Here is a 22540-nt window from a genome sequence, read left to right as displayed (position 1 = left end):
GGCGGCGGGACGGGACGGACCGTCGGGCGCGGGCTCAGACCTCGGGGCCGGCGCCGTCCCGGTGATGGCGCTCGCGGCGCTCCTCCCCCACGGTGAGGGAGGCGTCGCCGGAGGCGGTGTGGTGGGGGTCGCCGGGCCCCTTGGGCTGGATGTGCCCGGGGTCGAGGGTGCGCGTGACGTCCTCGGCCGTGAGGGCCGGGATCTGCCCGGTGGCGGTCTCGTACCAGTCGGACAGCGCCGGGTCCTCGCTGTCGATGCCGGCGCCGGCGCCCTCCTCGGCCGCGACCTCGGTGGCCTCGAAGACGAAGTCGTCCCCGTGCTCGGCGATGCCGCGCCGCACGCCCTGGGCGATGGCGGCCCGGGCGTAGCGCTGGCGCAGCATGTACGGGTCCGAGTTCAGCTCCTTGGCCCAGGAGACCATAATGCCGATGACCACCAGCGCGAACGGCAGGGCGGAGACGACCATGATCGACTGCAGCCCGGACAGGGCGGTCTCCCCGCCGGCCAGCAGCAGGGCGAGGGCGGCGGCGCCCAGCAGCACGCCCCACGTGATGGTGACCCAGGTGGAGGGCTCCGGGCGGCCGCGCTGGCTCATCGAGCCCATGACGATCGCGGCGGAATCGGCCGAGGTCACGAAGAACAGGATGATCGAGATCATCGCCAGGACGGAGAAGATGATCCCGAAGGGCAGGTTCGAGAACACCGCGAAGAGGATCGCCTCGGACCCGCCGGCGTCGCTGATCCCGCGCCCCTGGGACTCGAACAGCATGGTGGTGCCGCCCATGACGCCGAACCACACGACGCACACGGCCGAGGGCACCATGATCACGACGGTCACGAACTCGCGCAGGGTGCGGCCGCGGGAGATCTTCGCGATGAACATGCCCACGAACGGCGTCCAGGAGATCCACCACGCCCAGTAGTAGTTGGTCCACGAGGCGAGGAAGGAGGCGGCCTCGTCTCCCTGGGACGGGTTGCGCATGAGCATCAGCCACAGGTCGCCGAGGAAGGCGGAGATGCTGGCCGGGATCATGTTCAGCAGGAACAGGGTGGGGCCGGCGACGAAGACGAACACGCCGATCACGGCGGCGATGACCATGTTGATGTTGGACAGCGCCCGGATCCCGCGCTTGATGCCGGAGACGGCCGAGGCGACGAAGGCGATGGTCAGGACCGTGATGATGACGATCAGCGCGCCGTTGCCCAGCGGGCCGATGCCGGAGACGTGCTCGACGCCGCTGGCGATCTGCAGGGCGCCCATGCCCAGGGTGACGCCGGTGCCGAAGAGGGTCACGATAATGGCGAAGACGTCGATCACCGCGCCCAGCCAGCCCTCGGTCCGCTCGCCGAAGATCGGACGGAAGATCGCCGAGATCAGCGGGGCGCGGCCGCGGCGGTAGGCGGCGTAGGCGATGGCGCCGCCGACCAGGGCATAGAACGCCCAGGCCATCGGCCCCCAGTGGAGGACGGACTGGGCCAGGGAGACGAGCATCGCGTCCCGCGTGCCGGCCTCGGCGTCGGCCCCCGGCGGGACGTCGTTGAAGTAGGTCAGCGGCTCGGCGGGGCCCCAGAACAGCAGGCCGATGCCCATGCCGGCGGAGAACAGCATGGCGATCCAGGAGACGGTGGAGAACTCCGGGGACTCGTCGTCCGCGCCCAGGCGGATCCCGCCGGTGCGCCCGTAGCCGGCCACCAGCATGAACACGATGGCGAGCACGGCCAGCAGCGAGAACAGCCAGCCGAAGTGCTCGGTGACCCAGGCGAGCGAGGCGGTGCCCGCGTCGCTGATGCTCTGCGGGGCCAGGAAGCCCCACAGCACGACGCCGAGGACCATGCCGCCGGCGATGCCGAAGACGGCCCAGTTGGTCCCGAAGACGCGCGGCGTGTCCTCCACCCCGATGCCGGGGATCAGGGCAGGGTGGGTGACCTCCTGGAGGATCTTCTTGGGGCCGGGGCCGTGCGGGTGCTCGCCCGGGGGCTGGGGCGGTTCGTCGAGGCGCGTCACAATGACCTTTCCTGGCGCCGCGCACCGTCGCCGGAGGCTCGAGCGGCAGCACGCTCGTGTCGATTCGGCGTCCCAACCTAGTCGCGCGCGGGCGCGCGGGAGGGCGTCCGGCCCCGCCCGGCCCCCTCGGGATCGGCGTCCGGCCTGGCCACGGGCATGCTGGGAGGCCGCTGACCGTCCGGTCACCTCGCGGGGGGATCCTCGGCGCCGGGCGCGCGGGAGGAGCGGCTACGGGCCTCCGTGCTCCCAGCGGGCGTGCTGCTCCCAGGTGTCGACGTCCTCGGTCGCGCGCGCCGGGACGGGGACCTCCGCGAGGTCGAGGCCGGCCAGGACGGAGCGGACGGACCGGTCCCGGTCCCCGCCGCGGCGCAGCTCCTCCTCGAGCGCCGTGCGGGCGACGAGGATCGCGAGCATCTCCCGCCGCCCGTCGGGGCGGGCGGCGATCACGCCGTCGGGCGCCCCGCCCGTCCGCTCGCGGAGCCGCGGGGCGCCGCGGGCTGCGAGCAGGGGCGCGGCGAGCTCGGCGGCGCCGGGCAGGTCGCAGGCGAGGACGAGAACGTCGGGGACCTCGCGGGTCGAGGCCCGGCCGCGCAGGGCGGCCAGACCTGCGGCGATCCCCGCGACGGGCCCGCCGTGGGGCGGGTCCTCCAGGGTGCGCAGCACCCCGTCCGGGACGGCGACCGCCTCCGGGGCGACCACCACGCGCGGCGCGCACCGGGCCCCGGCCTCGAGGACGATGTCCAGCAGGCGACGGCCGTGCACGCGGACATCGGGCTTGGAGACCCCGCCCAGGCGCACCGCCCCTCCCCCGGCGAGGACGATCAGGGCGGTGGGCTCGCCCCCGGCCGCATCGACCTCGGCCGCACCGGCCCGTCCCGCACCGGACGGGCCCGCATCGATCGGGCCGGCATCGGCAGGGCCCCTCGGACCCGCCGGCCGGTTCGGCGCATTCCCGGGCATCGGCCGCTCCTACCGCGCCCCGGGAGCGGAGCGCTCGCGCGCACGATCCCGGACGCTGACCAGCATCGCGGCGAGGGTGAGCGCCATGATGATCACCAGGGCGATGATGAACGCCTCCTGCCAGGCGGTGCCGGACTCGGTGAGCGAGAAGATGACGCCGGGGATCAGCGCGGTGCCCACCGCCGCGCCCAGGCGCTGCCCCAGCTGCAGCACGCCGCCGGCGACGCCGCCGAAGCGCGGGTCCACGGAGTTGAGGGTGAGGGTCTGGTTCGGGGAGATGGTCATGCCCTGGCTGACGCCCATCAGCGTGAGCGGCACGGCGAGCACCCAGAACGGGACCGCCCCCGACTCGACGAAGCCCACCAGCAGCGCCACCCCCAGCAGCCCGGTGAAGGAGACCATGAAGCCATAGATGACCAGCCGCCGCCCCAGCGTGAGCACGTAGCGGCCGGCGATCTGGGAGGAGAAGGCGGCGGCGATCGAGGACGGCAGGCCCAGCAGCGAGGCCTCGAAGGCGGTGTGGTGCAGGTGCATCTGCAGGAACAGCGGGACGATGATCCACACGCTGGTCGCGCCGAGGAAGTACACCGAGACGATGATGATGCCGTTGCGGAAGGCGGCGCCGGCGAAGATCTCCGGGTCGACCATCGGCGGGCGGCCGGCGCGCTTGTAGCGGTGCTCCCAGGACCACCACAGCGCCAGGACCAGCAGACCGGCGGGGATGCACAGCCAGATCAGCGGGTTCACGCCGCGCTCGAGGAAGGGCAGCATCACCCCGAGGATCGCGAGGGTCAGCAGCACCGTGCCGACGGGGTCGAGGTCGACGCGCCGCCCGCGGACCCTGTCGTCCGGGATCCAGAGCAGGGCGCCGACCACGGCGATCACGCCGATGGGCACGTTCATGAAGAACATCCAGCGCCAGCCGACGTCCTCCCCGAGGACCTGGATCAGCAGGCCGCCGATCACGGGGCCGATGGCGGTGGCGACGGCGACGGTGGTCCCCAGCAGTGCGAAGGCCTTGGCGCGCGCCTGCCCGCGGAAGTGCTGCTGGATGAGGGCGACGGTCTGCGGGTTCAGCAGGCCGGAGCCGATGCCCTGCAGGACGCGGGCGGCGTTGAGGACCTCGACGCTCGGGGCGAGGCCGCTCAGCAGCGAGCCGAGGGTGAAGATCGAGACGCCGACGATGAGGATGCGCCGGCGTCCGGTCGCATCGCCGAGGCGGCCGGCGGGCACCAGCAGCACGCCGAAGGAGAGGGCGTACCCGGAGATCACCCACTGCAGGCCCTCGGACGTCGCGTCGAGGGAGTGGCCGATGGCCGTGAGAGCGACGTTGATGACGGACACCGCGATGAGGGCCATGAACAGCGGCACCAGCAGCACCAGCAGCAGGCGACGACGGTGGACGGTCCTCTCGGGGAAGTCGGCGGTGGCCGCGGGATCATCAGTCATTTGCCCAAGAGTAGGCCGGGAGCGCTCCCGGCCTCGGCGAGACATGCCGGGACCGCAGGCCCGACGGGGCGGCGGGGCTCAGGAGAGGGTCGAGGGACCGCGGCGCACGGAGTAGGCCTGGCCGCTGAGGGTCACCTGACGCTGCACGTAGATGGTCACGGGCGTCACGCACGTGCGCCCGGACCGCACCGCCTGGAAGTGGGGCCGCGCGGCGTTGTAGAAGCGCCGGTTCGGGGTGTCGTAGGTCCAGGCGCCGGAGTAGGTGGAGGAGTAGGCCGTGTACCCGCTGATCTGCGCAACGCTCGTATCGACGACCGGCACGGTCCAGGCCGGGCTGCCGGTCCCGAGGCGGGTCCAGGTCAGCGGGGCGAGGTCCGTCGGGTAGTACGCGGTCAGCGTCGCCGAGGTGGGGGCCGGGGCGGACGGGACGTTCGAGATCCAAGTCCCCTGCGAGGGGTAGCTACCCGTGCCGTTGATCGTGAGCGTCTGCGTCGTCCCGGAGCAGGACGACTGGAACTGGGTGGAGCCGCCGACCTCGGGCCCGAGCTGGGAGGCGGCGACGGCCGGGGCCGCCACGCTGACCGCGAGGGTCGGCACGGCCCATGCGACGCCTCGCATCAGGCGCCGCCGCGTCATCGCACGGTCGTCCCCATGGATCTGATCCACCATCACGTCTCCTCGCCCCCTGAGCGGAATCCTTCCGCCGGCGTCGAAGCCTATCCCCGGGCCGGGCGCGACGATACACATCCGGGCCGCATGGGACGACGAACACACCGCCAGGCGCTGCGCCCGGGAGGACGGCGGCCGCCATGACCGGCCGCCCTCCCCGGGGCGGTCACCGCTGCAGGATCCGTTGGACCATCCGGGCCCGCAGGCCCGTGTAGGGCGGCTGGACCAGGCGCAGGGTGTCCGGGCTCAGCGGCTTCTTCACCACGGGCTTGGCGTGCGTGAACGTCTCCAGTGAGGCGCGGCCGTGGTAGGCGCCGCTGCCGGAGGCGCCGACCCCGCCGAAGGGCATCTCTCGCGCGCCGAGGTGGGCGAGGGTGACGTCCAGCGCGAGCGACCCGGAGCGGGTCTCGCGCACGAAGCGCTCCTGGACCTGCGGATCGGGCGAGAAGACGTAGGCGGTCAGCGGCGCCTCTCCCGCCCCGATCCGGGCGATCGCCTCATCGGCCGAGGAGACCTCGAGCAGCGGGAGGATCGGCCCGAAGATCTCCTCGCCCATGCACGGGTCGGTAGGGCGGACGCCGTCCAGGACGGTCGGGGCGACGTAGCGGGACGGGACGTCGACCTGCCCGCCGATGACGACCTGGGCCGGGTCGATGAGCGCGGCCAGGCGCTCGGTCTGTCGCTGGTTCACGATGCGCCCGTAGGCGCGGCTGTGGCGGGGGTCGGCGCCGTGCTGGGCGCGGATCGCGTCGCGCAGGTGCGGCAGGAGGGCGTCGAGGGTGGCGCGGGTGGCCATCAGGTGGTCGGGGGCGACGCAGGTCTGGCCGGCGTTGGTGAGCTTGCCCCAGACGATCCGCCGGGCGGCGGCGGCGAGGTCGACGCCCTCGTCCACGAAGGCGGGGCTCTTGCCGCCCAGCTCGAGGACGGTCGGGGTGAGGTGCTCGGCCGCGGCGCGCGCGACGATGCGGGCGACGGGCCCGCCGCCGGTGTAGAAGATGAGGTCGAAGCGCTGCTCGAGCAGGGCGGTGGTCTCGGGGATGCCGCCCTCGACCACGCGCACCCAGCCGGGATCGAGATGCTCGCTCACCAGGGCGGCGAGGGCCGCGCTGGTCGCGGGGGCCGTCTCGCTGGGCGTGAGGATGGCCGTGTTCCCGCCGGCGATGGCGCCCACCAGCGGCATCAGCGAGAGGTTCACGGGGTAGTTCCACGGAGCGATGATCAGCACGGTGCCCAGCGGCTCGCGGTGCAGGCTGCCGCGGGCGGGTGTGAGCATCGCCCCCAGCGGGATCGGTTCGGGGCGCAGCCAGCGGTGCAGGCTGCGGCGCACGTGGGCGATCTCCGCCAGCACGGTGCCGATCTCGGTGACGTCCGATTCCACGGGATGCTTGCCGAGGTCCTCGCGCAGCGCCTCTCGCAGCGCGTCGCCGTGCGCCCGGATCCCGGCCGCGAGGGCGTCGAGGGCTGCGCGGCGGGCGGCGACGTCCCGTGTGATGCCCCGGGCGTAGGAGGCGCGCAGCGCGGCGACCTCCCCGGCGATGCGCTCGCGCAGCTGCGCGGTGGGCTCGTTCTGCGAGGGGGTTTCGCTCATGCGCTCACGCTACGCGGACTCCGCGGCCGATGCAGGCCCGGAAGCCCCGGCCCGGCGCCGCAGGAGCGCGGATGCGGAACGCCCCGGCGCTGCGCGCAGCAGCACCGGGGCGTTCCGAGATGGTCGCGGGTCAGCGGGGGGTGTTCTCCCCGACGGAGCCGCGCGCGAGGGAGAGGTTCAGCAGGTTCGCGATGCCGAGGATCTCCAGGTGCAGGGCGGCGACGTCGTACCGGCCGGCCGGAGTGATGGCCTGGTAGTACGACGGGATCGTGCCGCTCGCGTCGTTCTGGGCGTTGACCGTGATCGAGAGGACGCCCGAGAGCACGTCGAACAGCGCCGCCAGCAGCTCGTTGACTCCGCCGAGGGCGGTGTCCAGCAGGGCGCTGTCGTTCAGCAGGGTGTCGAGAGTGTCCTGGACCAGGTCGCCGATGCTGGCGAGCAGCGGGTTCAGCAGTGCGCCGAGGTTGATCGACGCTCCGAGCAGCCGGAAGGTCGCCGTCGCGCCGCCCTCGAGGAACTGGCGGAGGGTGCCTTCGATGAGCAGACCGGTCGCGCCGAGACCGGTCACGCTGCCCGCCCGGACGGACACGAAGACGAGGTCCTTCAGCCGCTCGATGAGGCCGTCGACCCAGCTGTCGGTGAGCGCCACGACGGCGCCACCGGGCAGCCCGGCGTCGACGAAGAGGCGCGTGTTCGGGGAGAGCTCGTTGAGGAACTCGGAGATGTCACCCGTGTACGCACCGCCCAGCAAGGATGCGACGTCGAGCGTGATGGTCCCGTCCTCGAAATCGATCCGCAGCGCGGAGTTGACGTCATCGGGGATGGGCTCGCCGGTCAGCTGCGCGAGGTCGACGGTGGCGGTGACCTCGAGGGCGCTCTGGCCGAGGGCGGACAGGAGACCGCCGAGCAGCGGGACGCCCTGGAGGATGCTCCACACGGCCGAGGTGGAGATCGTCAGCGTCGGCAGCACCTCGTTGAGGGTGGTGAGGAGCTGGCCGACGAGGTCCGACTCCACGACCAGCCGCAGGTAGGCGATGAGGTAGTCGCGCTCGACCTGGTCCACGTCGGGCTCGACGCACAGGGAGTCCATGTAGGCGCGACCCGCGAGGGCGCCGATGTTCAGGCGGAGGTCCGAGATGTAGGAGAGCAGCTGGGTGACGCTGTTGTCCCCGGCGACCTGCTGCAGGAGCGAGCGCAGGTCAATGCTGCCCAGCTCGGGCGGGTTCGAGGAGCCGGTGTCCAGAGTCAGCGCACCGCTCGCCTGGTTGACGGCGCCCGAGGCGCCGATCTCGCCGGTGTTAGTGCCCTCCGCGGCCTCGTTCGCGTAGGCGTACTGGTTCAGCACACCGGCGTCCTGAGCGGCCACGATGGTGAGGATGTCCGAGACGGCGCCGGTGAGGCCGCCCAGGCTCAGGTTCAGCGTGTTCAGGACGCTGACGTCCAGACCCGCGGACTCCTCGTCGATGGGGGTGCCGGCGACGGCCTGGGCGTGAGCGCCTTCGACGGCGGCCACGTTGTCGAGGTTCACGCCGCCGATCGCGCCGCTGAGGAAGCGGCCGCGTGCCTGCGCGTCGAACAGCGTGCCCACGGGGGCGCACTGGGTGGGGCTGGCGGCCATCGCGGGCGCGGCGACGGACGCTGCTGCGACCGGCGCGGCCCAGGCGGCGCCCTTGACGATCGCGCGACGCGACGGGTGGAGACGGGGAGTGGTCTCCCGAGTCTCGGGGGAAACTCCGGTGCTCATCTGAACCTCTTTCGAAAACCAAGGGAAATAGGGAAAGCCGTAATACAGGGCAGCGCGAGGCATACTGCTGAAATCACCCCTGTCGCGGACTCCGCGACTCCCTGCCCGTCGGCGCGACCACAGAACCCCTGGCGTCCGGCGGGCAGCGAGAGACCCGTGCCGATCCTCGCATGCCCAGCGCGGATGCACATCCTCTCAGGCGCACAAGAATCCATTCGTCACCGGTTCGTGACCTTACTGTCAGGTAGGCCGCTGCGGCGGCCTCCCGGCACGTTCCGAGCACTTCTCGGCCCGACGCGCCACCCCCCTTTTTCGGGGGTCCGTACCGGCGGCTCGATCGTCCCGCGATGCGGACATCGTGCCGATTCCCCGGCCTCCCTCACTCCCTGCCGCGGGGAAAGCCGCATCGCGGCCCGGGCCCAGCTCGCCACGATGCCCGCCGAGTAGCCTGGAGGCATGACCGAACCCCTCACGCCGCGCTCTGCGGACGATCCCGTGCGCTCGGTGCTGTTCGTCTGCACGGGCAACGTCTGCCGCTCCCCCTTCGCCGAGCTCCTGCTGCGCGATCGCGTGCCGGGGCTCGCGGTGAGCAGCCGCGGCACCTACGCGCTCGTCGGGCAGGGGATGGAGCGGCAGATGGCCGGGCAGCTCGCCCTGCTCGGAGTGGGCAGCGACGGCTTCCGCTCCCGGCAGCTGCAGGTCGAGGACCTCTCGGCCGATCTGGTCCTGGTCATGTCCGGGCGCCAGCGCAACCTGGTGCTCGAGGAGTCTCCCGCCGCCGCGCGCCGCACCGGTCTGCTGGGCCACCTGCCCGAGCTCACGGCGCAGGTCGGCGACAGGCCGCTGAACCGCGGAGCCGTCGCCGCCTGGACCCGGGCGTCCGCGCCGGCGGGGCGCGATATCCCCGATCCCTACCGCCGCTCGGAGCAGGCCGCGGCGCAGTCCGCGAGGATGATCCAGGAGCACGTGACGGCGCTGGCCGCTCTGCTGCGGCGGAGCGGGACGGAGGACACCGCCCGATGACCGTGCTGCTCGCCGCGCAGGCGCTGATCTCCCTCACGCTCCTGGTCAGCGGCCTGGCGAAGCTCTCCGACCGGACCGCCACGGCCGATGCGATGCTCTCGCTGCGCCTGCCCGCCCGCTCCCTGCACCCCGCCGCCGCGACCGCCCTGCCCCTCGCGGAGATCGTCCTCGCCCTGGCGGTGTGGATCCCGGTGCCGGGGCTGCAGGGCGTCCTCGCCGCCGCGACGCTGCTGCTGATGCTCGCCTATCTCGTCATCATCGCGCGGGCGCTGACCTTCGGGGAGGCCGTGACGTGCTCGTGCTTCGGCACGCTCGGCTCCCCCACCGTCTCGCGCACCACGCTGGGCCGCAACATCCTGCTGGTCGTCCTCGCCGCGCTGGCGCTGGGCTCCGCGGCCTCGGGCACGACCGCGCAGGCGCTGCGGGCCGAGGCTCCCTCCACCCTCGCTCTGCTGCTGGCGCTGTCCCTCGCGGTGCTGCTCACCGCTCTGACCCTCGGAGGATCGCGCCGCCCCGCCCCGGAGGGCGGCACCCCGGCCGACCAGGCCACCGGCGACGATCCGGCACTGCCCTCGGATCTCCCGGCCGATGCCGCCGCCATGGACGCCGAGCTCGACTACCAGCGCTCCTCCACGCCCTACGGCATGCTCCGCATGGCCGGACAGGAGCCGATCACGCTGAAGACCCTGACGCGCGAGCGGGCGGCCCTGCTGATCTGGGTGCAGCCCGGCTGCGGCCCCTGCGAGCGCGTGCTCTCCTCCGTCCCGGGATGGCTCGAGGAGATCGGGGATGTGATCACGATCCGCACCCTGTTCCGCGTGCCGCCGGAGGAGCTGCCCGCCTCCGTCCTGGAGCGCGCCGGGGAGACCGCCGCCCAGGACATCGACCGCAACCTCATGGACGTCTTCCGCGCCCGTCACTCCCCCTCGGCCGTCCTGCTGGGTGCCGATGGCATGCTCGCCGGCGGACCGGTGCGCGGCGGCAACGACGTGATCCGCTTCGTGGAGGAGATCATCGAGCAGCTCGCCGAGGCCCGCGAGACGGGTGACCTCCCCGCTGTCTGACCGGCCGCACGCGCCCAGGGCGCCCGGGGATCGCCCGCGCCCCGGTCGGGTCCTGGATGCTGACGCTCAGCCGCGGCGGATCCAGCCGTCCTCGACGAGGGTGTCGACGGCCGCGGCCAGCATGGCGGCGCTGTCGGGGTGGGGGCCGGCGAACGCGACGACCCGCTGCTCGAGCTCCTCGATGCCGAGGGAGCCGACGGCGGCGAGCTCCTCCCAGATGACGGCCCCGAGCCCGACCAGGTGCGTGGCGCGGCCCTCGGCGAGCAGCACCAGCCCGTCCTCCACGGCGAGCGCCTGCGCGAGCGGTGCCAGCGCGAGGGCTCCCTCGGTCGGCGCCTCGAGATCGGGCACCGGGATCTCCTCCCATGCCTCCTCGCAGGGCGGCGGAGGGTCGGCCAGGAGGGCGGCGAGCTGCGTGGCCTCCGCGTATCGGGCGCGCAGCGCGCCGCCGGCGCGGCGGAGGATCTCCGCGAGGGAGGCCAGGCCGTGCGGGACCGCCCAGAGGGACGAGGACTGCTCGACCAGCGCCAGCAGGGCCTCGGCCTGGGGCACGCGCTCGAGGCCCGGCGAGGCGTCCTCGGCCCGGTCCAGCAGCACGAGGACGTCGATGCCCGTGGCGCCGGGGGCCGGTTCCAGCCCCAGCGCGTCGAGGGCGTGATCCTGCTTCCGCCCGGAGGCGGCGGAGATCCGGGAGACGGGCTTGGCGTACGCGGTGACGGCGCGGCTCACCGGGTCGATGATCGCGAGCTCGTCGGTGAGATAGGCGCCCTCGCGTCCCAGCGTGAGCGTCGCGGTGGACTTCCCGGCGCCCGATGCCCCGACCATCGCCACGACGCCCCGCTGCGGGTGCGCGACGACGCCGGCGTGCAGCAGGATCCGGGTGCCGAGCAGCCGGCCGATGATCTCGCGCGTCACGTCGCCGGAGAGCGCGTAGGCCGCCCCGGGGCCGGGGGCGAGGATCACCGCGTCCGGGCGGGTGAGCAGCGGGCCGAGCGCCTCGACCCGCCCGTCGGCGATCCAGCGCGCCGCCTCGGCGCGGGCGTCCTCGGGCGGGACGAGGTAGGTGCGGCGGGTCGTCGGGACCTCGGGGCCGATCGGGACGGTCCCCGCCTCGGGGTCCGCGGCCAGGTGCGCCCACAGGCGCGCCGCCTCCTCCGCGAGGGCCTCGTGGCCGGGACCGAAGTCGAGCTGGAGCCCGAGACCGGCGATGCGCAGATGCAGGGTGTGCAGGTCGATCTCGGCGGGTGCCGGGGTCATGGGTTCTCCTGGTCGGGTGGGGCGTCGTCGACGGTCTCGACGAGGCCGAGGTCGGCGAGCTGGTCGAGGAAGCCGCGGATGACGTGCTCGGCGTCCTCGGGCATGCCCTCGACCTCCGCGCGCATCCGGTCGGCGATGCCGGCGGCGTCCAGGGCGTCCTCCTGCTCGGCGAGCACGGCCAGCAGCGGCGCCGCGGCCCCGCCGAGGCGGAGGATCGGGCCGTCGGGCAGGACGCCGGCCCACACCTCGCCGTCCTCGACCTCGTGGACCATCGGCCGCAGGCGGAAGCGTCGGCTCACGGGACGCACGCCTGGGCGAAGCGCCCCCGGCCGCCGGCGCGCAGGGCGCCGTCGGCCGCGGGGACGAACACGGCGCGCCCGGCGGGCAGCACGTGCCGGCCCGCGTCGGTCTCCAGCAGCACCTCGCCCTCCAGGCCCAGCACGATCCGCGGCCCGCTGCCGGGGACGGCGTGGCGGCGCCCGAAGACGCCGGGCGGATCCTCGAGGGTGGTCATCGACAGCTCGAAATCGTCCACCGGGGCGTAGTAGGCCACCGAGGTGGCGTTCTGGCGCTCGGGGGCGACGCGCAGCGGCGGGGCGGCGGCGACGCTCACGCACTGGAGCATCTCGTCGGCATCGACCCGCTTGGGGGTCAGCCCGGCGCGCAGCACGTTGTCGCTAGCCGCCATGATCTCCACCCCCACGCCGTGCAGGTAGGCGTGCAGCGCCCCGGCGGGCACGAACATGGCCTCGCCGGGCTGCAGGGTGACCGGGTTCAGCAGCAGCGCCGCGGCGACGCCGGGATCGCCCGGGTGGTGCTCGGCCAGCAGCGACACGATCCGGTCGATGCGCGGGGACGGGGACGCCCCGGCCTCGTGGCGTGCGCGGCACGCGGCGACGACCTCCTCGACGGCGCGGGCCGGCGGACGCATCGACGAGGAGACGAGGGTGCGGAACGCCGCGCGCATGCCGTGGGCGGTCGGGTTGCGCACCAGCAGGGAATGGAGGCGATCGGTGAGGTCGGTGCCCAGCCCCTCGAGGATCGCGGCGGCGCGGCGCGGGGTGCGGAAGCCGCACAGGGCGGTGAAGCGGGTCAGGGCCACCAGCATCTCGGGCTTGTGGTTGTCGTCGCGGTAGTTGCGGTGCGGGGAGTCCAGGGCCAGCCCGGCGGCGTTCTCCGCGGCGAAGGACTCGGCGGCGTGCTCGCGCGTGGGATGGACCTGCAGGGACAGCGGCCGTTCGGGGGCGATGATCTTCAGCAGGAAGGGCAGGCGGTCCTCGAAGGCCCGGGCGACGCCGTCGCCGAGGGTGCGCCGCGGGTCCGCGGCGATCGCCGCGTCCAGGTCCAGCCCTCCGGGCAGCTGCGAGGGCGCCAGGGGGTGCGCGCCGTACCAGACCTCCGCCCACGGCGTACCGTCCGCGTCGCGGCCCAGGAACTGGGGGATGGCGGTCGCCGATCCCCAGGCGTAGTGCTGGATCCGTCCGTCGAGCTCGTGCATCCCTCGTCCCCTCCTTCCTGGCCGTGCATCCTGTGGACCTGTTCCTCCCGACACCCCCGATCATGCCGTGAGTCTCTAGAGTGGGCCGCATGGAACCCTCCACGGCCCAGGTGCCGACGCTGACGCGTCTGCGGCTCGCGCACGGCGTCCTCGAGCACCTCGCCCGGGAGGCGCAGGTGCCCATCCTGCACGTCAAGGGCGTGGCCCTGCATCCCGTGCTCGCCGAGGGCCGCCGCCCGTCGACGGACTGCGATCTGCTGGTGCACCCGGCGCATGTGGACACGCTGGTCCCGGCGCTGGTGGCCGCCGGCTGGGGGCAGGTCACGAGCTTCCGCCACGGCAGCGTGTTCGCCCATGCGGCGACCTTCCACCATCCCGTCTGGGGCACGGTCGACGTGCACCGCTCCTTCCCGGGGCTGGACCGCGACCCGGAGGAGACCTTCGCACTGATGTGGGCGGGCGCGCATGCCGTCGACCTGGGCGGGGCCTCCTGCGCGGTGCCGGATCTGCTGGCCCAGCGCCTGCTGCTGCTCGTGCATGCGGCTCGCGACGCCTCCGGTCACGCCCGTCATGACGTGCGGGTCTGCTGGACGGAGGCCGATGCCGCGGAGCGGGAGCGGCTGGATGCGCTGGCCGCCCGCCTGGGGGCGACGGTGCCGCTGGTCATCGCGACCGGCCGTCCGGAGCTGGCCCGCGGGCTGCCGGGCGAGCACATCTGGAGCGCTCTGCATGCCCGGGCCGATTCCCGGGGGATCCGCCGGGCGCGCTGGCGCGACGCCGCGGGCGTGCGGGAGCGGGCGGCCCTGCTGCTGGATGCGGCGCGCGTCAATCCCGATCATCTGGCGCTCCGGCTGGGGCATCGGCCGAGCCGCGCGGAGATGCGGCGGGAGTGGTTCGACCGCCTGGGGCGGGCGCTGCGCCGCCGATGACCCGACGATGGATCGCCCGGCCCAGCCAGACGCCGAGCACCGCCCCGGCGGTATTGGCGAGGACGTCGAGCACATCGGCCTGCCGGGTGCCCAGGCCCAGCTGGTACAGCTCCACGCCGATGCTCAGCGCCGATGCCGGCAGCACCCACCACCAGCGGGGGACGAGAACGGCGAGCGCCGCCAGCAGCGGCACGAACAGGGCCACATTGGCCAGGACGGCGAAGACCTCGGGCGTGATCACGCTGCGGCCCCCGGTCACCGAGGTCACCGCGTACCAGATCCGCACGTTCGCCCGGTTCACGGCCCAGCCGTCGGCCGTGAGCAGGAGCGCGCCCGCGCCGATCGGGTAGAGGGCGAGGACGGACGCGGCGACCACGAGCAGGACGGGGCGGCGCACGCCCCTCCCCGATGCCGAGCCCCCGGGGGCGACGTCCGGGGACGCGGCGAGCATCAGTAGGCGCCGGAGGACGAGGCCACGGCCCGCAGGGTGCGGGCGAGGATCTGCACGTCCTGCGTGAAGGACCAGTTGTCCACGTAGTACAGGTCCAGGCGCACGGTGTCCTCCCAGGAGAGGTCGCTGCGCCCGGAGACCTGCCACAGGCCGGTGATCCCGGGCCGCACGCTGTGGCGGCGGTGGGCGTCCTCGGAGTAGCCGTGGACCTCCCGCGGGAGCGCGGGGCGCGGGCCGACCAGGCTCATGTCCCCGCGCAGCACGTTCCACAGCTGCGGCAGCTCGTCCAGGGAGTAGCGGCGCAGGAAGCGGCCGGGCCGGGTGATGCGCGGGTCGTGCTTCATCTTGAACATGACGGCGTTGCCGCGGTCCTGGACCGCGCGCTCGGTCATCTCCACGAGGATCGCCTCGGCGTCGGTGACCATGGTGCGGAACTTGAGGAACTCGAACTGCTCGCCGTCGCGTCCCACCCGCTGCTGGCGGAAGATCACGGGCCCGCCGTCGGCGGAGCGGACCGCCAGGGCGATCGCGGCCAGCAGCGGGGACAGCAGGATCAGCAGGGCGCCGGAGGCCAGCACGTCCACGGCGCGCTTGGTCCACTTCACGGCGTGGCGGGCGCGCGGCAGGTCCATGTGCACCAGCGGCAGGCCGGCCACGGGGCGCATGCGCACGCGGTCGGCGGAGATCTCCGTCAGCGCCGGCACGACGATCACCCGGACCTCGGCGTCCTCGAGCTTCCACGCCGTGCGCCGGAACTCCTCGGCGCTCGCGCTGGACCCGGCGGTGAACAGCAGCACGTGCGGGCGCACCTCGTCGGCGATGCTCAGCAGATCCGCCTCGGTGCCGAGGACCGGGATCCCCAGCGCGGAGGCCGTGGACCGATCACCGGGCGGCGTCACCGCGCCGACGATGTCGTAGCCCAGCCAGGTCTCGCGGCCGATGGTGCGGGCGATCCCGTCGACATGGCGCAGGTCCCCGACGGCGATGACGCCCTCGCGGAAGTGCCCGCGGGCCCGCACCGCGTTGAGGATGCGGCGCAGCAGCAGGCGGTTCAGCAGCAGCAGGAGGGGCCCGATCACGAAGAATGCCAGGAAGAACCCGCGGGAGAGCTCGATGCTCGCGAGGTAGACGACGCTGCCCACGATCCCGGCCGCGGCGAGGCTCGCGTGCAGCACGTTGCCGAACAGCTCGGGACCCGCCGGCAGCAGGCGCGGGTCGTACCCGCTGAACAGGACGATGGCGACCAGCCAGCCCAGGGCGATGAGGACGGCCGCGTCCCACAGGTTCTCGGTGAGGTCGCCGGCGCGGCCCAGCACCGCCTGGCGCAGCATGTAGGCCGTGAGCGCCGCGATCACCAGGCACAGCACGTCGGCGAGAACCATCGCCGCGATGCTGCCGCGTCGCAGGGTGCGGCTGGAGCCGGCGGAGGCGATGCTGCGACGCAGCGCGCTGCGCGCCTCGGTCGCTCTCGCGGCATGCGGCGTCGAGCCGGCGGTGCGCGCTGTCGAGCTCGCACTGCGCGGAGTCGATTTCGTGGTGCGCGGCGTCGCCGGCGCAGAGATGTCCGTGGTCAAGATGGTGGTCCCCCTGTGGTCCTTCCCGGCCTGCGCAAGCCTCCCCACATGCCCGCGCCCCGGTGCGGCGCTGTCCCGCCGACGATTCATGCTAGCCTCCCTCGCCCTGCCTGTCCCGGAGGACCGGCAGGTGATGGCCCTGCGCGTTGGAACTGTGACGACTTCGTGACGTGACGCGTCGGTAGGCTCACCTGCCGACGGTCGCGTCGGGACGGGGAGCTCAGGGCGGCGGGTGCAGGAGCGCGCCCCGATGCTCGAAGAGCTCCTCCTTGGAGTGCACGCCGAGCTTGCGGTAGATGTCGCGCAGGCGGGTCTTGACGGTGTGCGGGGACAGGTACATCCGCTGGGCGACCGAGGCGATGGTGTCGTCGGCCCGCAGGGTCGCCACCAGGTCGCGCTCGGCCCGGCTGAGATGCGCGGGGTCCGGACGGCTGAAGGGGCCGGACCCCACGGGGCGCGGAGTCTCCCCGTCGGGGGCGGAGGCCGCGGCGACCTCGGCCGGGAGCAGCGAGAGCTCGAGGTCGCCGGCGCGAGCCATGACCGCCCTCCACAGGTCGTGGTCCTCGGCGGCGGGGGCCTGCCGGGGCAGCCGGGCATGCCGCCGCAGCAGACGCAGGACGTCCAGCTGCGGCGAGCTCAGCGGATGGAAGCGGCCGGTCCTCTCGAGCAGCCGGTCCAGTCCGGCATCGTCGCCGGTCAGGTGCAGCAGGCGGGCCCGGGAGGCGAGGACCTGGGACGTCGGCACGCCGCGCTCCGCCTCGTCGAGCACGGCCGCTGCCTCGCTGTCGGCGTGGCAGGCCTGGAGGAGGTCCGCGAGGTCCGCCCGCAGCAGGCTGCCCGCGTAGGAGGTCGGGCCGACGGAGGGGAAGTGCTCTTCCAGCCCGCGCCGGAGCAGGTGGACCTCCCGGTCGCGGTCGCCGCGGCGCAGGGCGATCCCTGCCCGCAGGTGCAGCGGCACCCACCAGTACTGCCCGAGCGCGTCCACGTCCCCGCCCTCGGGACCGAGGCCGAGGCGCTCGAGGGATTCCTGGGCGGTGTGCAGGTCGCCCGCCGCCAGGGAGCGCAGGCCGCGGGCGAGCACGGCGACGCAGGACCAGATCCACAGCAGGGAGCTGCGGGCGCCGCGCGGATGCGCGGGGGCGATGCGCCGGCGCGCCTCGTGGGGGCAGCCGTCGGCCCGCAGCGCCCGGACGAGCTCGACGAAGGACTCGGCGTGCTCGTGGGCGGGATGGGAGCCGGCCTCCGCCAAGCGCGCGGCCGACCGGTAGGAGCCGACCGCGGCGTCCAGACCGCCGACCTGCAGGTGGGCCGAGCCCACGCCGATCAGCACGGCGGGCAGGAAGTCCTGGATCCCGGAGCGGTCGGGGGCGGAGTTCAGCTCCACCGTCAGCTCCTCCGCCGTGCGCACGGCGAGATCGTGGCGGCCATCGAAGGTCTGCTGCTGGAGCCGCAGCAGGAGCATCCCGAGCCGGTCCCGCAGCCCGGGCGAGGTGGTCTGTGCGTACCAGCGTCCGAACTGGACGGAGGCGTGCACGGGCACGGGCGCGTCCGCGTGCAGGAACGTCCGCGCGAGGGCATTGCGGGCGCCGAGCAGATCGGGCCGCGAGGGCATCGCGGCGAGGAGCTCCTCGAGGGCGTCGGGGACCAGCAGGCAGGCCGCGAAGTAGGAGGTGTCCAGGAAGCCGGCGAGGCGATCCTCGGCGGTGCTCTCGCGGATCTCCTCGATCTCGGCGAGGAGTCGTGCAGCCCGGCCCCGGGAGTCGTCCATGCCCAGGCCCGGGCTGCTATGGGTTCGGGTCTCCATGGGCTCCTCCGTGGTGCGTCGGGCGCGACCAGGAGCGCGGAAGGCGCCGCACCCCCACGGGGCACGGGACGTGCTGTGCAGCGTCCGTGCTGTGGTGATCCCGTCCCTGGTCCGTTCGAGGATCGTGCACGTGCGCTGCCATCTCCGGACCGAGGCCCGGTCTCGCGGACCGGGCGGTGTTCGCGGTCCCCCCACAGGACCACTCCCGGTGTCCGGTCCTCGCCTGCCGTGCGCTGCGCGTCTCCCCGCGGTGACCGGCATGGACGATGCACCCATTGAACCACCGCCACCCCCGGCGACACGGAGGAAACCGGAGAATCGGACACTCCGGAGGTCACGGTTCGGACACGGCCCGGCGGGTGCTCGGGGGGTACTTCGGGGGTACTTCTCCTGCAACGCAGGAGAGGCTGTCGCGGGCGGGCACGGGCGCGCTAATCTTCGGTGATTGAAATCTGCCGCACTGCGGCAGTGCAGTTCCATCCACGGACCAGGGGATGACCATGCTGTACACCACGACCATCATCACCAGCGCCGAGCAGGCGGAGGCTCTGCCGCTGGGGACCATCGCCGCATCCGACGAGCCGGTCGAGGACGCCTTCCTCGCCGTGCTGCGCTCCATCAAGGGCGCGCGCGTGTGGGAGTCCGTCGACGCGGGCATGCAGGGGGACGCCGACATGGTCGGCTGGATCGCGCTGATCCCGGCGCAGGAAGCCGCCCGCGCCGCCGGCAGGACGGTGCGCCACGCGCTGCAGTCCGTGGCCCAGGCGGCGTACCCGCAGGCGGGGTGATGGGCCGCGCGATCTGACGTCGCGCCAGGAGGTGCAGAGACACGCGCCCCGTTCCCGACGCGGGATCAGAGCTGCGCGACCTCCCGCAGGTGCGCGACCCGTCGGTCGAACTCGTCCTCGAAAGCGTGCTGGCGCATGAACTCGATGCCACGATGCCCGGCCAGCGCGACCTCGCCCGGTTCCTGCGCCAGCTCGACGAGCCTCTCGGCAAGGCGGCGGTCGTCCTTCATCGGAACTGTCCAGCCGATGCCGTGCTCGCGGACCAGCGCGGTGAGCGCAGCATTCGCGAATCCCAGCACGGGTACGCCGAGGGCTGCTGCCTCGAGGTAGGTCCCGGCCGGGTCGCCTTGGACGTGCGGCAGGACCATGAGATCGACGCCGTCCCGCACCGTCGGCACCCACTGGTCCGCGAACGGAACGCTGCCATGGAACGCGATGCACTCCCCCGCCGGCGCCGCGGCGGCACGCATCTGCTCCGTCTGGGCCCCCTGTCCGAAGACGTCCATGGTCACCGACGCGCCGGCCGCACGAGCGCGGACGACGGCGCGGATCGCGTGCAGAGGGCCCTTCGCCGCTTCGTGCCGACCGGAGAACGCCACTCGCAGCGACCGCTGCGCCTCACGCGGCCCCGGGGCGGGCATCGGGATCTCCGCTGGTTGCACCATGGCGCGCGAGACGCGCGTGTCGAAGAACAGCAGCGACGAACGAGCCAGAGACGCGTACGCTTCGAAAGCCGGGTAGCCGTTGGCCTGCAGCCCCCCGGCAGCGGCGACCATGCGCCGCAGCGCCGGGCGTCGACGCATCCAGCCCAGCGTGATCCGCGCACGCGTCACCGGCCCCGCGTCGGCAGAGGCCAGGCGGATCCGTTCTCGCACCGGGTTCTCCGCGGTCCAGACGAGACGTCTCGGATCCCGTTCCAGAAGACATGCATGGTCATGCTGATGCAGAGCGAGTGTCACGGCCGCGCCGTCGCGCGCCGGCGTTTGCGAAGGCACGTCCCGCAGATCGAGATCGAACGGGAGATCGCTGCGGCGTCGCCAGGTGAGGAGGGGATCGGACAGACCTGGAAGGACGCGGGCAGCGACCACGACGTCCCCGGGCCACCCGCGAGCGTAGTGCTCGAGCCCCTCGAGGGTCTTGACGGAGATGCCGATCGCATGACCCGCGACGCCCACCGGATCGTTCTGTATGACGACCAATCTCTGGACCATCGCAGTTCCCTTCTCCGCCCCGGTGCGCACCCTCGGCCGATCCTATTCCTCTGCTCCGGGCACCGGCTCGCGACGTGCACGGATCGTGAGACGAAACGGTGTCGACGATGCGGACCTTCCGTGGCGCTGGGAAGATGTTCGCGACGACGGATCGCGGCGAGATCAGCGCTTCCGGCGAGCACTCGCGCGAGAAAGAGGACACATGACACCCGTCGGCGGAACCCTGCGCGCCCGGTTGGAGACACGGGACAATGCCGTGGGCTTCGTCCGGCTAGCACTCGCCGGTCTGGTCATCCTCGGGCATGCCTTCCCGTTGGGAGGATTCGAGCCTGTGCGATGGGGGCCGTTCGTCCATGGCGGGCTGCACGGCGCCGCTGTCGAGGGGTTCTTCGTCCTCTCCGGTTACCTGGTGCTCGCCTCCGGCGTACGGTCGGGCCCTGCACCGTTTCTCTGGCGCCGATTCCTGCGCATCTATCCCGCGTATGTCGCCGCAGTCATCAGTACGGCATTCGTGTTCGCACCCTTGGGTGCAGCTCTCGAGTCAGGCGCACGATGGAACGCCGCTTCTGCGGCCTCCTACGTGTTCGGATCTCTGGACCTGAAGCCGTCCCAGGACGGCATCCGCGACACGCTGCTCTCCGTGCCGTGGTCCGGCGTGTGGAACGGTTCGCTGTGGACCCTGTTCTACGAAGCCTGCGCATATGCGGGGGTCGCGATCGTGTGCGCCATCCCCGCCGTCCGTGCGCGGCTTCGCAGCGTCGTCACCATCTCGACCTCATTGCTCACCCTCGCGTACGTGGTCCTTCCGGAAGGGGCGATCACTTCAGCTGTTCCCGGATCGGCCGGATCGATCGCGGACACCGGCCTGCGGCTGTGGACATGCTTCGCCTGGGGAATGCTCGCCTATGTGTGGGGCGATCGCATCCGGCTCACCCGTGCCGTCGGGGTCTCCGCGGCATCGGTCTTCCTCCTGGCAGTCCACGTCTCGGGAATGCCAGTGGGGATCGGTCACCTCGTAGCCGTGCCCTCGCTCGCCGTCACCGTCCTTGCTGCGGCCTGCCTGCTGACGACGAGAATCGGCTCCTCGACAGATCTCTCCTACGGCGTCTACCTGTTCGGGTTCCCCGTCCAGCAGATGCTCGTCATCATGGGAATCCACGAGCTCGGATGGGCACCGGCCGTGTTCGGGTGTCTTGCGGTGACGCTTCCGATCGCGTGGGCCTCGTGGCACCTCATCGAGCAGCCCGCCCTCAGGCTCCGGGGAGTAGTCCCCGCGGCAAAGATCGTCCGCGCCGCCTGAGAGGTCCGTCCCTCCGGTCCGACCTCCGCGCTACCGTAGGTCCCGGGGAGCGACCGGGGGAACAGCGCACGATCCTTCTCCAGCATCGGCCTCCTGTGGGCCTCCCATCCCGTCGCGAGAAGAGCAGATCATGCACGCAGAAGCACCCGAGGCAACAGCCGATGTCACGGTCCTGGTGGTCGCCTTTCGGCACGAGAAGTACGTCGAAGCCTGCCTCGAGAGCATCCGGACGCAGACCGTCTCCCCGGCGGCGGTGATCATCGCCGATGACTGCTCGCCGGACGGTACCGCTCAGGTGGTCGAGGACTATCTCGCACGGCATCCCGGGTTCGCGACATTCCTGCCCAACGCGGAGAACCGCGGACTGAACCCGACGCTGAACGAGCATCTGGACGGCGTCACCACCGAGTACTTCACCTACATCTCGGCGGACGACACCATGCTCCCTCAGCGCATCGCACGGCACGTCGAGCTCCTGGAGCGGCAGCCCGACGCCGTGCTCGGATACAGCGACGCGCACGTCATCGATGCGGCAGGAGCACTGCTGCACGACTCGTCGCGCCAGGAGTTCCCGTGGCCCGAGGACGCGAAGACGCGAGCCCACCCGTTCGCGGAGCTGATGTACCGCAACTGGATGCCTGCCGCCTCCCTCTTCTTCCGAACACGGCGTCTGCAGGATGCCGGCGGCTACCGTGGCGACCTCTTCTATGAAGATCTCGAACTCCTCGTCCGTCTGTCCAAGCACTCCCCCTTCGCATGGACCGACGAACCGCTCGTGTGCGTCCGACGACTGGAGACCTCACTGGGGGCCACGGGATTCGTGTCGGAGAATCCTCGATTCATCGAGGCACTTGATGCCACGCTGCGCCACTACGAGGATGCGCCGGCCGACCTCGCGCGTGATGCTCTCTCGAAGAGATGGGAGCTGGCCAAGAGATCGGTGCGCTCCACCATGGCACCACGCCGGTCCCTGCAGCTGCTCCGCGATGCCCGCGGGGGATCCTCCGGACTCCTGGCGCAGGCGAAGCAGGGTGCTCTGTGGACCCGGCGAGCCCTGTCCTGGAAGCAGGTGGACGGATGAGCCCGGATCGGTTCCCCGCCACTCTCACGGCTGCCCCCCGCCGCGTGCTCGACCGGCTGCGGGAGCGGCCCTCCGCCCCGTTGGTCCAGTTCACCCCGACAGCAGTGCGAGGCGGGAACATCCTGTACTTCTGGCAATGGGCTTA

At 72.6% G+C, this 22540-nt stretch carries 20 protein-coding genes; 7 read left to right on the top strand and 13 right to left on the bottom strand.

The features are described 5' to 3' along the window. Positions 1-34: 34 nt before the first annotated feature. From BF93_RS07165 to BF93_RS07140, 6 genes are all read right to left on the bottom strand, one after another. Positions 35-2005 (bottom strand): BCCT family transporter, encoded by a 1971-nt coding sequence (locus BF93_RS07165; RefSeq protein WP_269519468.1) that lies wholly within the window; start codon positions 2003-2005, stop codon positions 35-37. Positions 2006-2233: 228 nt separating this feature from the next. Further along, positions 2234-2965 carry a molybdenum cofactor guanylyltransferase gene (gene mobA, locus BF93_RS07160; protein WP_051486653.1) on the bottom strand — a complete coding sequence of 244 codons (732 nt, stop codon included), beginning with the start codon at positions 2963-2965 and terminating at the stop codon, positions 2234-2236. A gap of 9 nt (positions 2966-2974) precedes the next feature. After that, entirely contained in the window at positions 2975-4414 is a 1440-nt protein-coding gene (locus BF93_RS07155; protein WP_038371633.1) for an MFS transporter, read from the bottom strand. 78 nt (positions 4415-4492) lie between these two features. Next, positions 4493-5083, bottom strand: coding sequence for a hypothetical protein (locus BF93_RS07150; protein WP_038371632.1), 591 nt, complete (start codon positions 5081-5083; stop codon positions 4493-4495). Between the two features lie 166 nt (positions 5084-5249). Then, on the bottom strand, positions 5250-6671 hold the full coding sequence (locus BF93_RS07145) for an aldehyde dehydrogenase family protein (RefSeq protein ID WP_038371631.1): 1422 nt from the start codon (positions 6669-6671) through the stop codon (positions 5250-5252). Between the two features lie 130 nt (positions 6672-6801). Continuing rightward, positions 6802-8415, bottom strand: a complete 1614-nt coding sequence (locus BF93_RS07140) for a choice-of-anchor G family protein (protein WP_198025377.1) — start codon at positions 8413-8415, stop codon at positions 6802-6804. Positions 8416-8871: 456 nt separating this feature from the next. Between BF93_RS07140 and BF93_RS18905 the strand changes: the two genes are divergently transcribed. Together BF93_RS18905 and BF93_RS07130 are read left to right on the top strand one after the other, a co-directional pair. After that, positions 8872-9438: an arsenate reductase/protein-tyrosine-phosphatase family protein gene (locus tag BF93_RS18905; protein WP_051486652.1), complete on the top strand. Its 567-nt coding sequence runs from the start codon at positions 8872-8874 to the stop codon at positions 9436-9438. Next, positions 9435-10502 (top strand): MauE/DoxX family redox-associated membrane protein, encoded by a 1068-nt coding sequence (locus BF93_RS07130; RefSeq protein ID WP_038371627.1) that lies wholly within the window; start codon positions 9435-9437, stop codon positions 10500-10502. The genes BF93_RS18905 and BF93_RS07130 overlap by 4 nt, the downstream gene beginning before the upstream one ends. A gap of 66 nt (positions 10503-10568) precedes the next feature. On the opposite strand, the gene BF93_RS07125 is transcribed toward BF93_RS07130, so the two are convergent. The 3 genes from BF93_RS07125 to manA are packed head-to-tail and all read right to left on the bottom strand — an operon-like array spanning position 10569 to position 13257. Beyond that, a complete protein-coding gene (locus BF93_RS07125) occupies positions 10569-11759 on the bottom strand; it encodes a hypothetical protein (protein ID WP_038371625.1) in 1191 nt (396 codons plus the stop codon). After that, complete coding sequence (locus BF93_RS07120; protein WP_156954075.1) at positions 11756-12058, bottom strand: PqqD family peptide modification chaperone; 303 nt, start codon at positions 12056-12058, stop codon at positions 11756-11758. The genes BF93_RS07125 and BF93_RS07120 overlap by 4 nt, the downstream gene beginning before the upstream one ends. After that, positions 12055-13257, bottom strand: a complete 1203-nt coding sequence (gene manA / locus BF93_RS07115) for a mannose-6-phosphate isomerase, class I (protein WP_038371623.1) — start codon at positions 13255-13257, stop codon at positions 12055-12057. Before manA ends, BF93_RS07120 begins: the two co-directional genes overlap by 4 nt. An 89-nt stretch (positions 13258-13346) precedes the next feature. Between manA and BF93_RS07110 the strand changes: the two genes are divergently transcribed. Further along, complete coding sequence (locus BF93_RS07110) at positions 13347-14186, top strand: nucleotidyltransferase family protein (protein WP_084148344.1); 840 nt, start codon at positions 13347-13349, stop codon at positions 14184-14186. On the opposite strand, the gene BF93_RS07105 is transcribed toward BF93_RS07110, so the two are convergent. Next, positions 14083-14583: a VanZ family protein gene (locus BF93_RS07105; RefSeq protein ID WP_038371622.1), complete on the bottom strand. Its 501-nt coding sequence runs from the start codon at positions 14581-14583 to the stop codon at positions 14083-14085. The two genes, BF93_RS07110 and BF93_RS07105, sit on opposite strands and share 104 nt — an antisense overlap. A gap of 53 nt (positions 14584-14636) precedes the next feature. Further along, a complete protein-coding gene (locus BF93_RS07100) occupies positions 14637-16019 on the bottom strand; it encodes a sugar transferase (RefSeq protein ID WP_038371620.1) in 1383 nt (460 codons plus the stop codon). Here BF93_RS07100 and BF93_RS20010 point away from each other — a divergent pair. Further along, positions 15976-16380, top strand: coding sequence for a hypothetical protein (locus BF93_RS20010; protein ID WP_232226243.1), 405 nt, complete (start codon positions 15976-15978; stop codon positions 16378-16380). The genes BF93_RS07100 and BF93_RS20010 overlap by 44 nt on opposite strands. A gap of 51 nt (positions 16381-16431) precedes the next feature. On the opposite strand, the gene BF93_RS07090 is transcribed toward BF93_RS20010, so the two are convergent. Then, entirely contained in the window at positions 16432-18015 is a 1584-nt protein-coding gene (locus BF93_RS07090; RefSeq protein ID WP_198025376.1) for a helix-turn-helix transcriptional regulator, read from the bottom strand. A 494-nt stretch (positions 18016-18509) separates the two neighbouring features. Here BF93_RS07090 and BF93_RS07085 point away from each other — a divergent pair, with 494 nt between their 5' ends. Beyond that, on the top strand, positions 18510-18803 hold the full coding sequence (locus BF93_RS07085; RefSeq protein WP_038371615.1) for a hypothetical protein: 294 nt from the start codon (positions 18510-18512) through the stop codon (positions 18801-18803). Between the two features lie 65 nt (positions 18804-18868). Here the strand turns inward: BF93_RS07085 and BF93_RS07080 are convergent, their stop codons facing one another. After that, entirely contained in the window at positions 18869-20014 is a 1146-nt protein-coding gene (locus tag BF93_RS07080; RefSeq protein WP_038371613.1) for a glycosyltransferase, read from the bottom strand. A 202-nt stretch (positions 20015-20216) separates the two neighbouring features. On the opposite strand from BF93_RS07080, the gene BF93_RS07075 reads away from it, so the two are divergent. Both BF93_RS07075 and BF93_RS07070 read left to right on the top strand, forming a co-directional pair. Then, a complete protein-coding gene (locus BF93_RS07075) occupies positions 20217-21314 on the top strand; it encodes an acyltransferase family protein (protein ID WP_038371612.1) in 1098 nt (365 codons plus the stop codon). A gap of 130 nt (positions 21315-21444) precedes the next feature. After that, complete coding sequence (locus BF93_RS07070) at positions 21445-22395, top strand: glycosyltransferase family 2 protein (RefSeq protein ID WP_038371611.1); 951 nt, start codon at positions 21445-21447, stop codon at positions 22393-22395. Positions 22396-22540: the final 145 nt, after the last annotated feature.

This window comes from Brachybacterium phenoliresistens, assembly GCF_000576425.1.
Taxonomy (GTDB): Bacteria; Actinomycetota; Actinomycetes; order Actinomycetales; family Dermabacteraceae; genus Brachybacterium; species Brachybacterium phenoliresistens.
Note: the sequence above shows the minus strand (reverse complement) of the source record. Positions and strands in the feature narration are given on the sequence as shown.

What these genes read in the sequence shown, in the direction of transcription:
- BF93_RS07130 (WP_038371627.1), top strand. Translation starts at nt 9,435, where the DNA reads ATGACCGTGCTGCTCGCCGCGCAGGCGCTGATCTCCCTCACGCTCCTG.
- BF93_RS07090 (WP_198025376.1), bottom strand. Translation starts at nt 18,015, where the DNA reads ATGGAGACCCGAACCCATAGCAGCCCGGGCCTGGGCATGGACGACTCC.
- BF93_RS07155 (WP_038371633.1), bottom strand. Translation starts at nt 4,414, where the DNA reads ATGACTGATGATCCCGCGGCCACCGCCGACTTCCCCGAGAGGACCGTC.
- BF93_RS07145 (WP_038371631.1), bottom strand. Translation starts at nt 6,671, where the DNA reads ATGAGCGAAACCCCCTCGCAGAACGAGCCCACCGCGCAGCTGCGCGAG.
- BF93_RS07125 (WP_038371625.1), bottom strand. Translation starts at nt 11,759, where the DNA reads ATGACCCCGGCACCCGCCGAGATCGACCTGCACACCCTGCATCTGCGC.
- manA (WP_038371623.1), bottom strand. Translation starts at nt 13,257, where the DNA reads ATGCACGAGCTCGACGGACGGATCCAGCACTACGCCTGGGGATCGGCG.
- BF93_RS07075 (WP_038371612.1), top strand. Translation starts at nt 20,217, where the DNA reads ATGACACCCGTCGGCGGAACCCTGCGCGCCCGGTTGGAGACACGGGAC.
- BF93_RS07100 (WP_038371620.1), bottom strand. Translation starts at nt 16,019, where the DNA reads ATGGTTCTCGCCGACGTGCTGTGCCTGGTGATCGCGGCGCTCACGGCC.
- BF93_RS07085 (WP_038371615.1), top strand. Translation starts at nt 18,510, where the DNA reads ATGACCATGCTGTACACCACGACCATCATCACCAGCGCCGAGCAGGCG.
- mobA (WP_051486653.1), bottom strand. Translation starts at nt 2,965, where the DNA reads ATGCCCGGGAATGCGCCGAACCGGCCGGCGGGTCCGAGGGGCCCTGCC.
- BF93_RS07150 (WP_038371632.1), bottom strand. Translation starts at nt 5,083, where the DNA reads ATGGTGGATCAGATCCATGGGGACGACCGTGCGATGACGCGGCGGCGC.
- BF93_RS07110 (WP_084148344.1), top strand. Translation starts at nt 13,347, where the DNA reads ATGGAACCCTCCACGGCCCAGGTGCCGACGCTGACGCGTCTGCGGCTC.
- BF93_RS07080 (WP_038371613.1), bottom strand. Translation starts at nt 20,014, where the DNA reads ATGGTCCAGAGATTGGTCGTCATACAGAACGATCCGGTGGGCGTCGCG.
- BF93_RS07140 (WP_198025377.1), bottom strand. Translation starts at nt 8,415, where the DNA reads ATGAGCACCGGAGTTTCCCCCGAGACTCGGGAGACCACTCCCCGTCTC.
- BF93_RS18905 (WP_051486652.1), top strand. Translation starts at nt 8,872, where the DNA reads ATGACCGAACCCCTCACGCCGCGCTCTGCGGACGATCCCGTGCGCTCG.
- BF93_RS07070 (WP_038371611.1), top strand. Translation starts at nt 21,445, where the DNA reads ATGCACGCAGAAGCACCCGAGGCAACAGCCGATGTCACGGTCCTGGTG.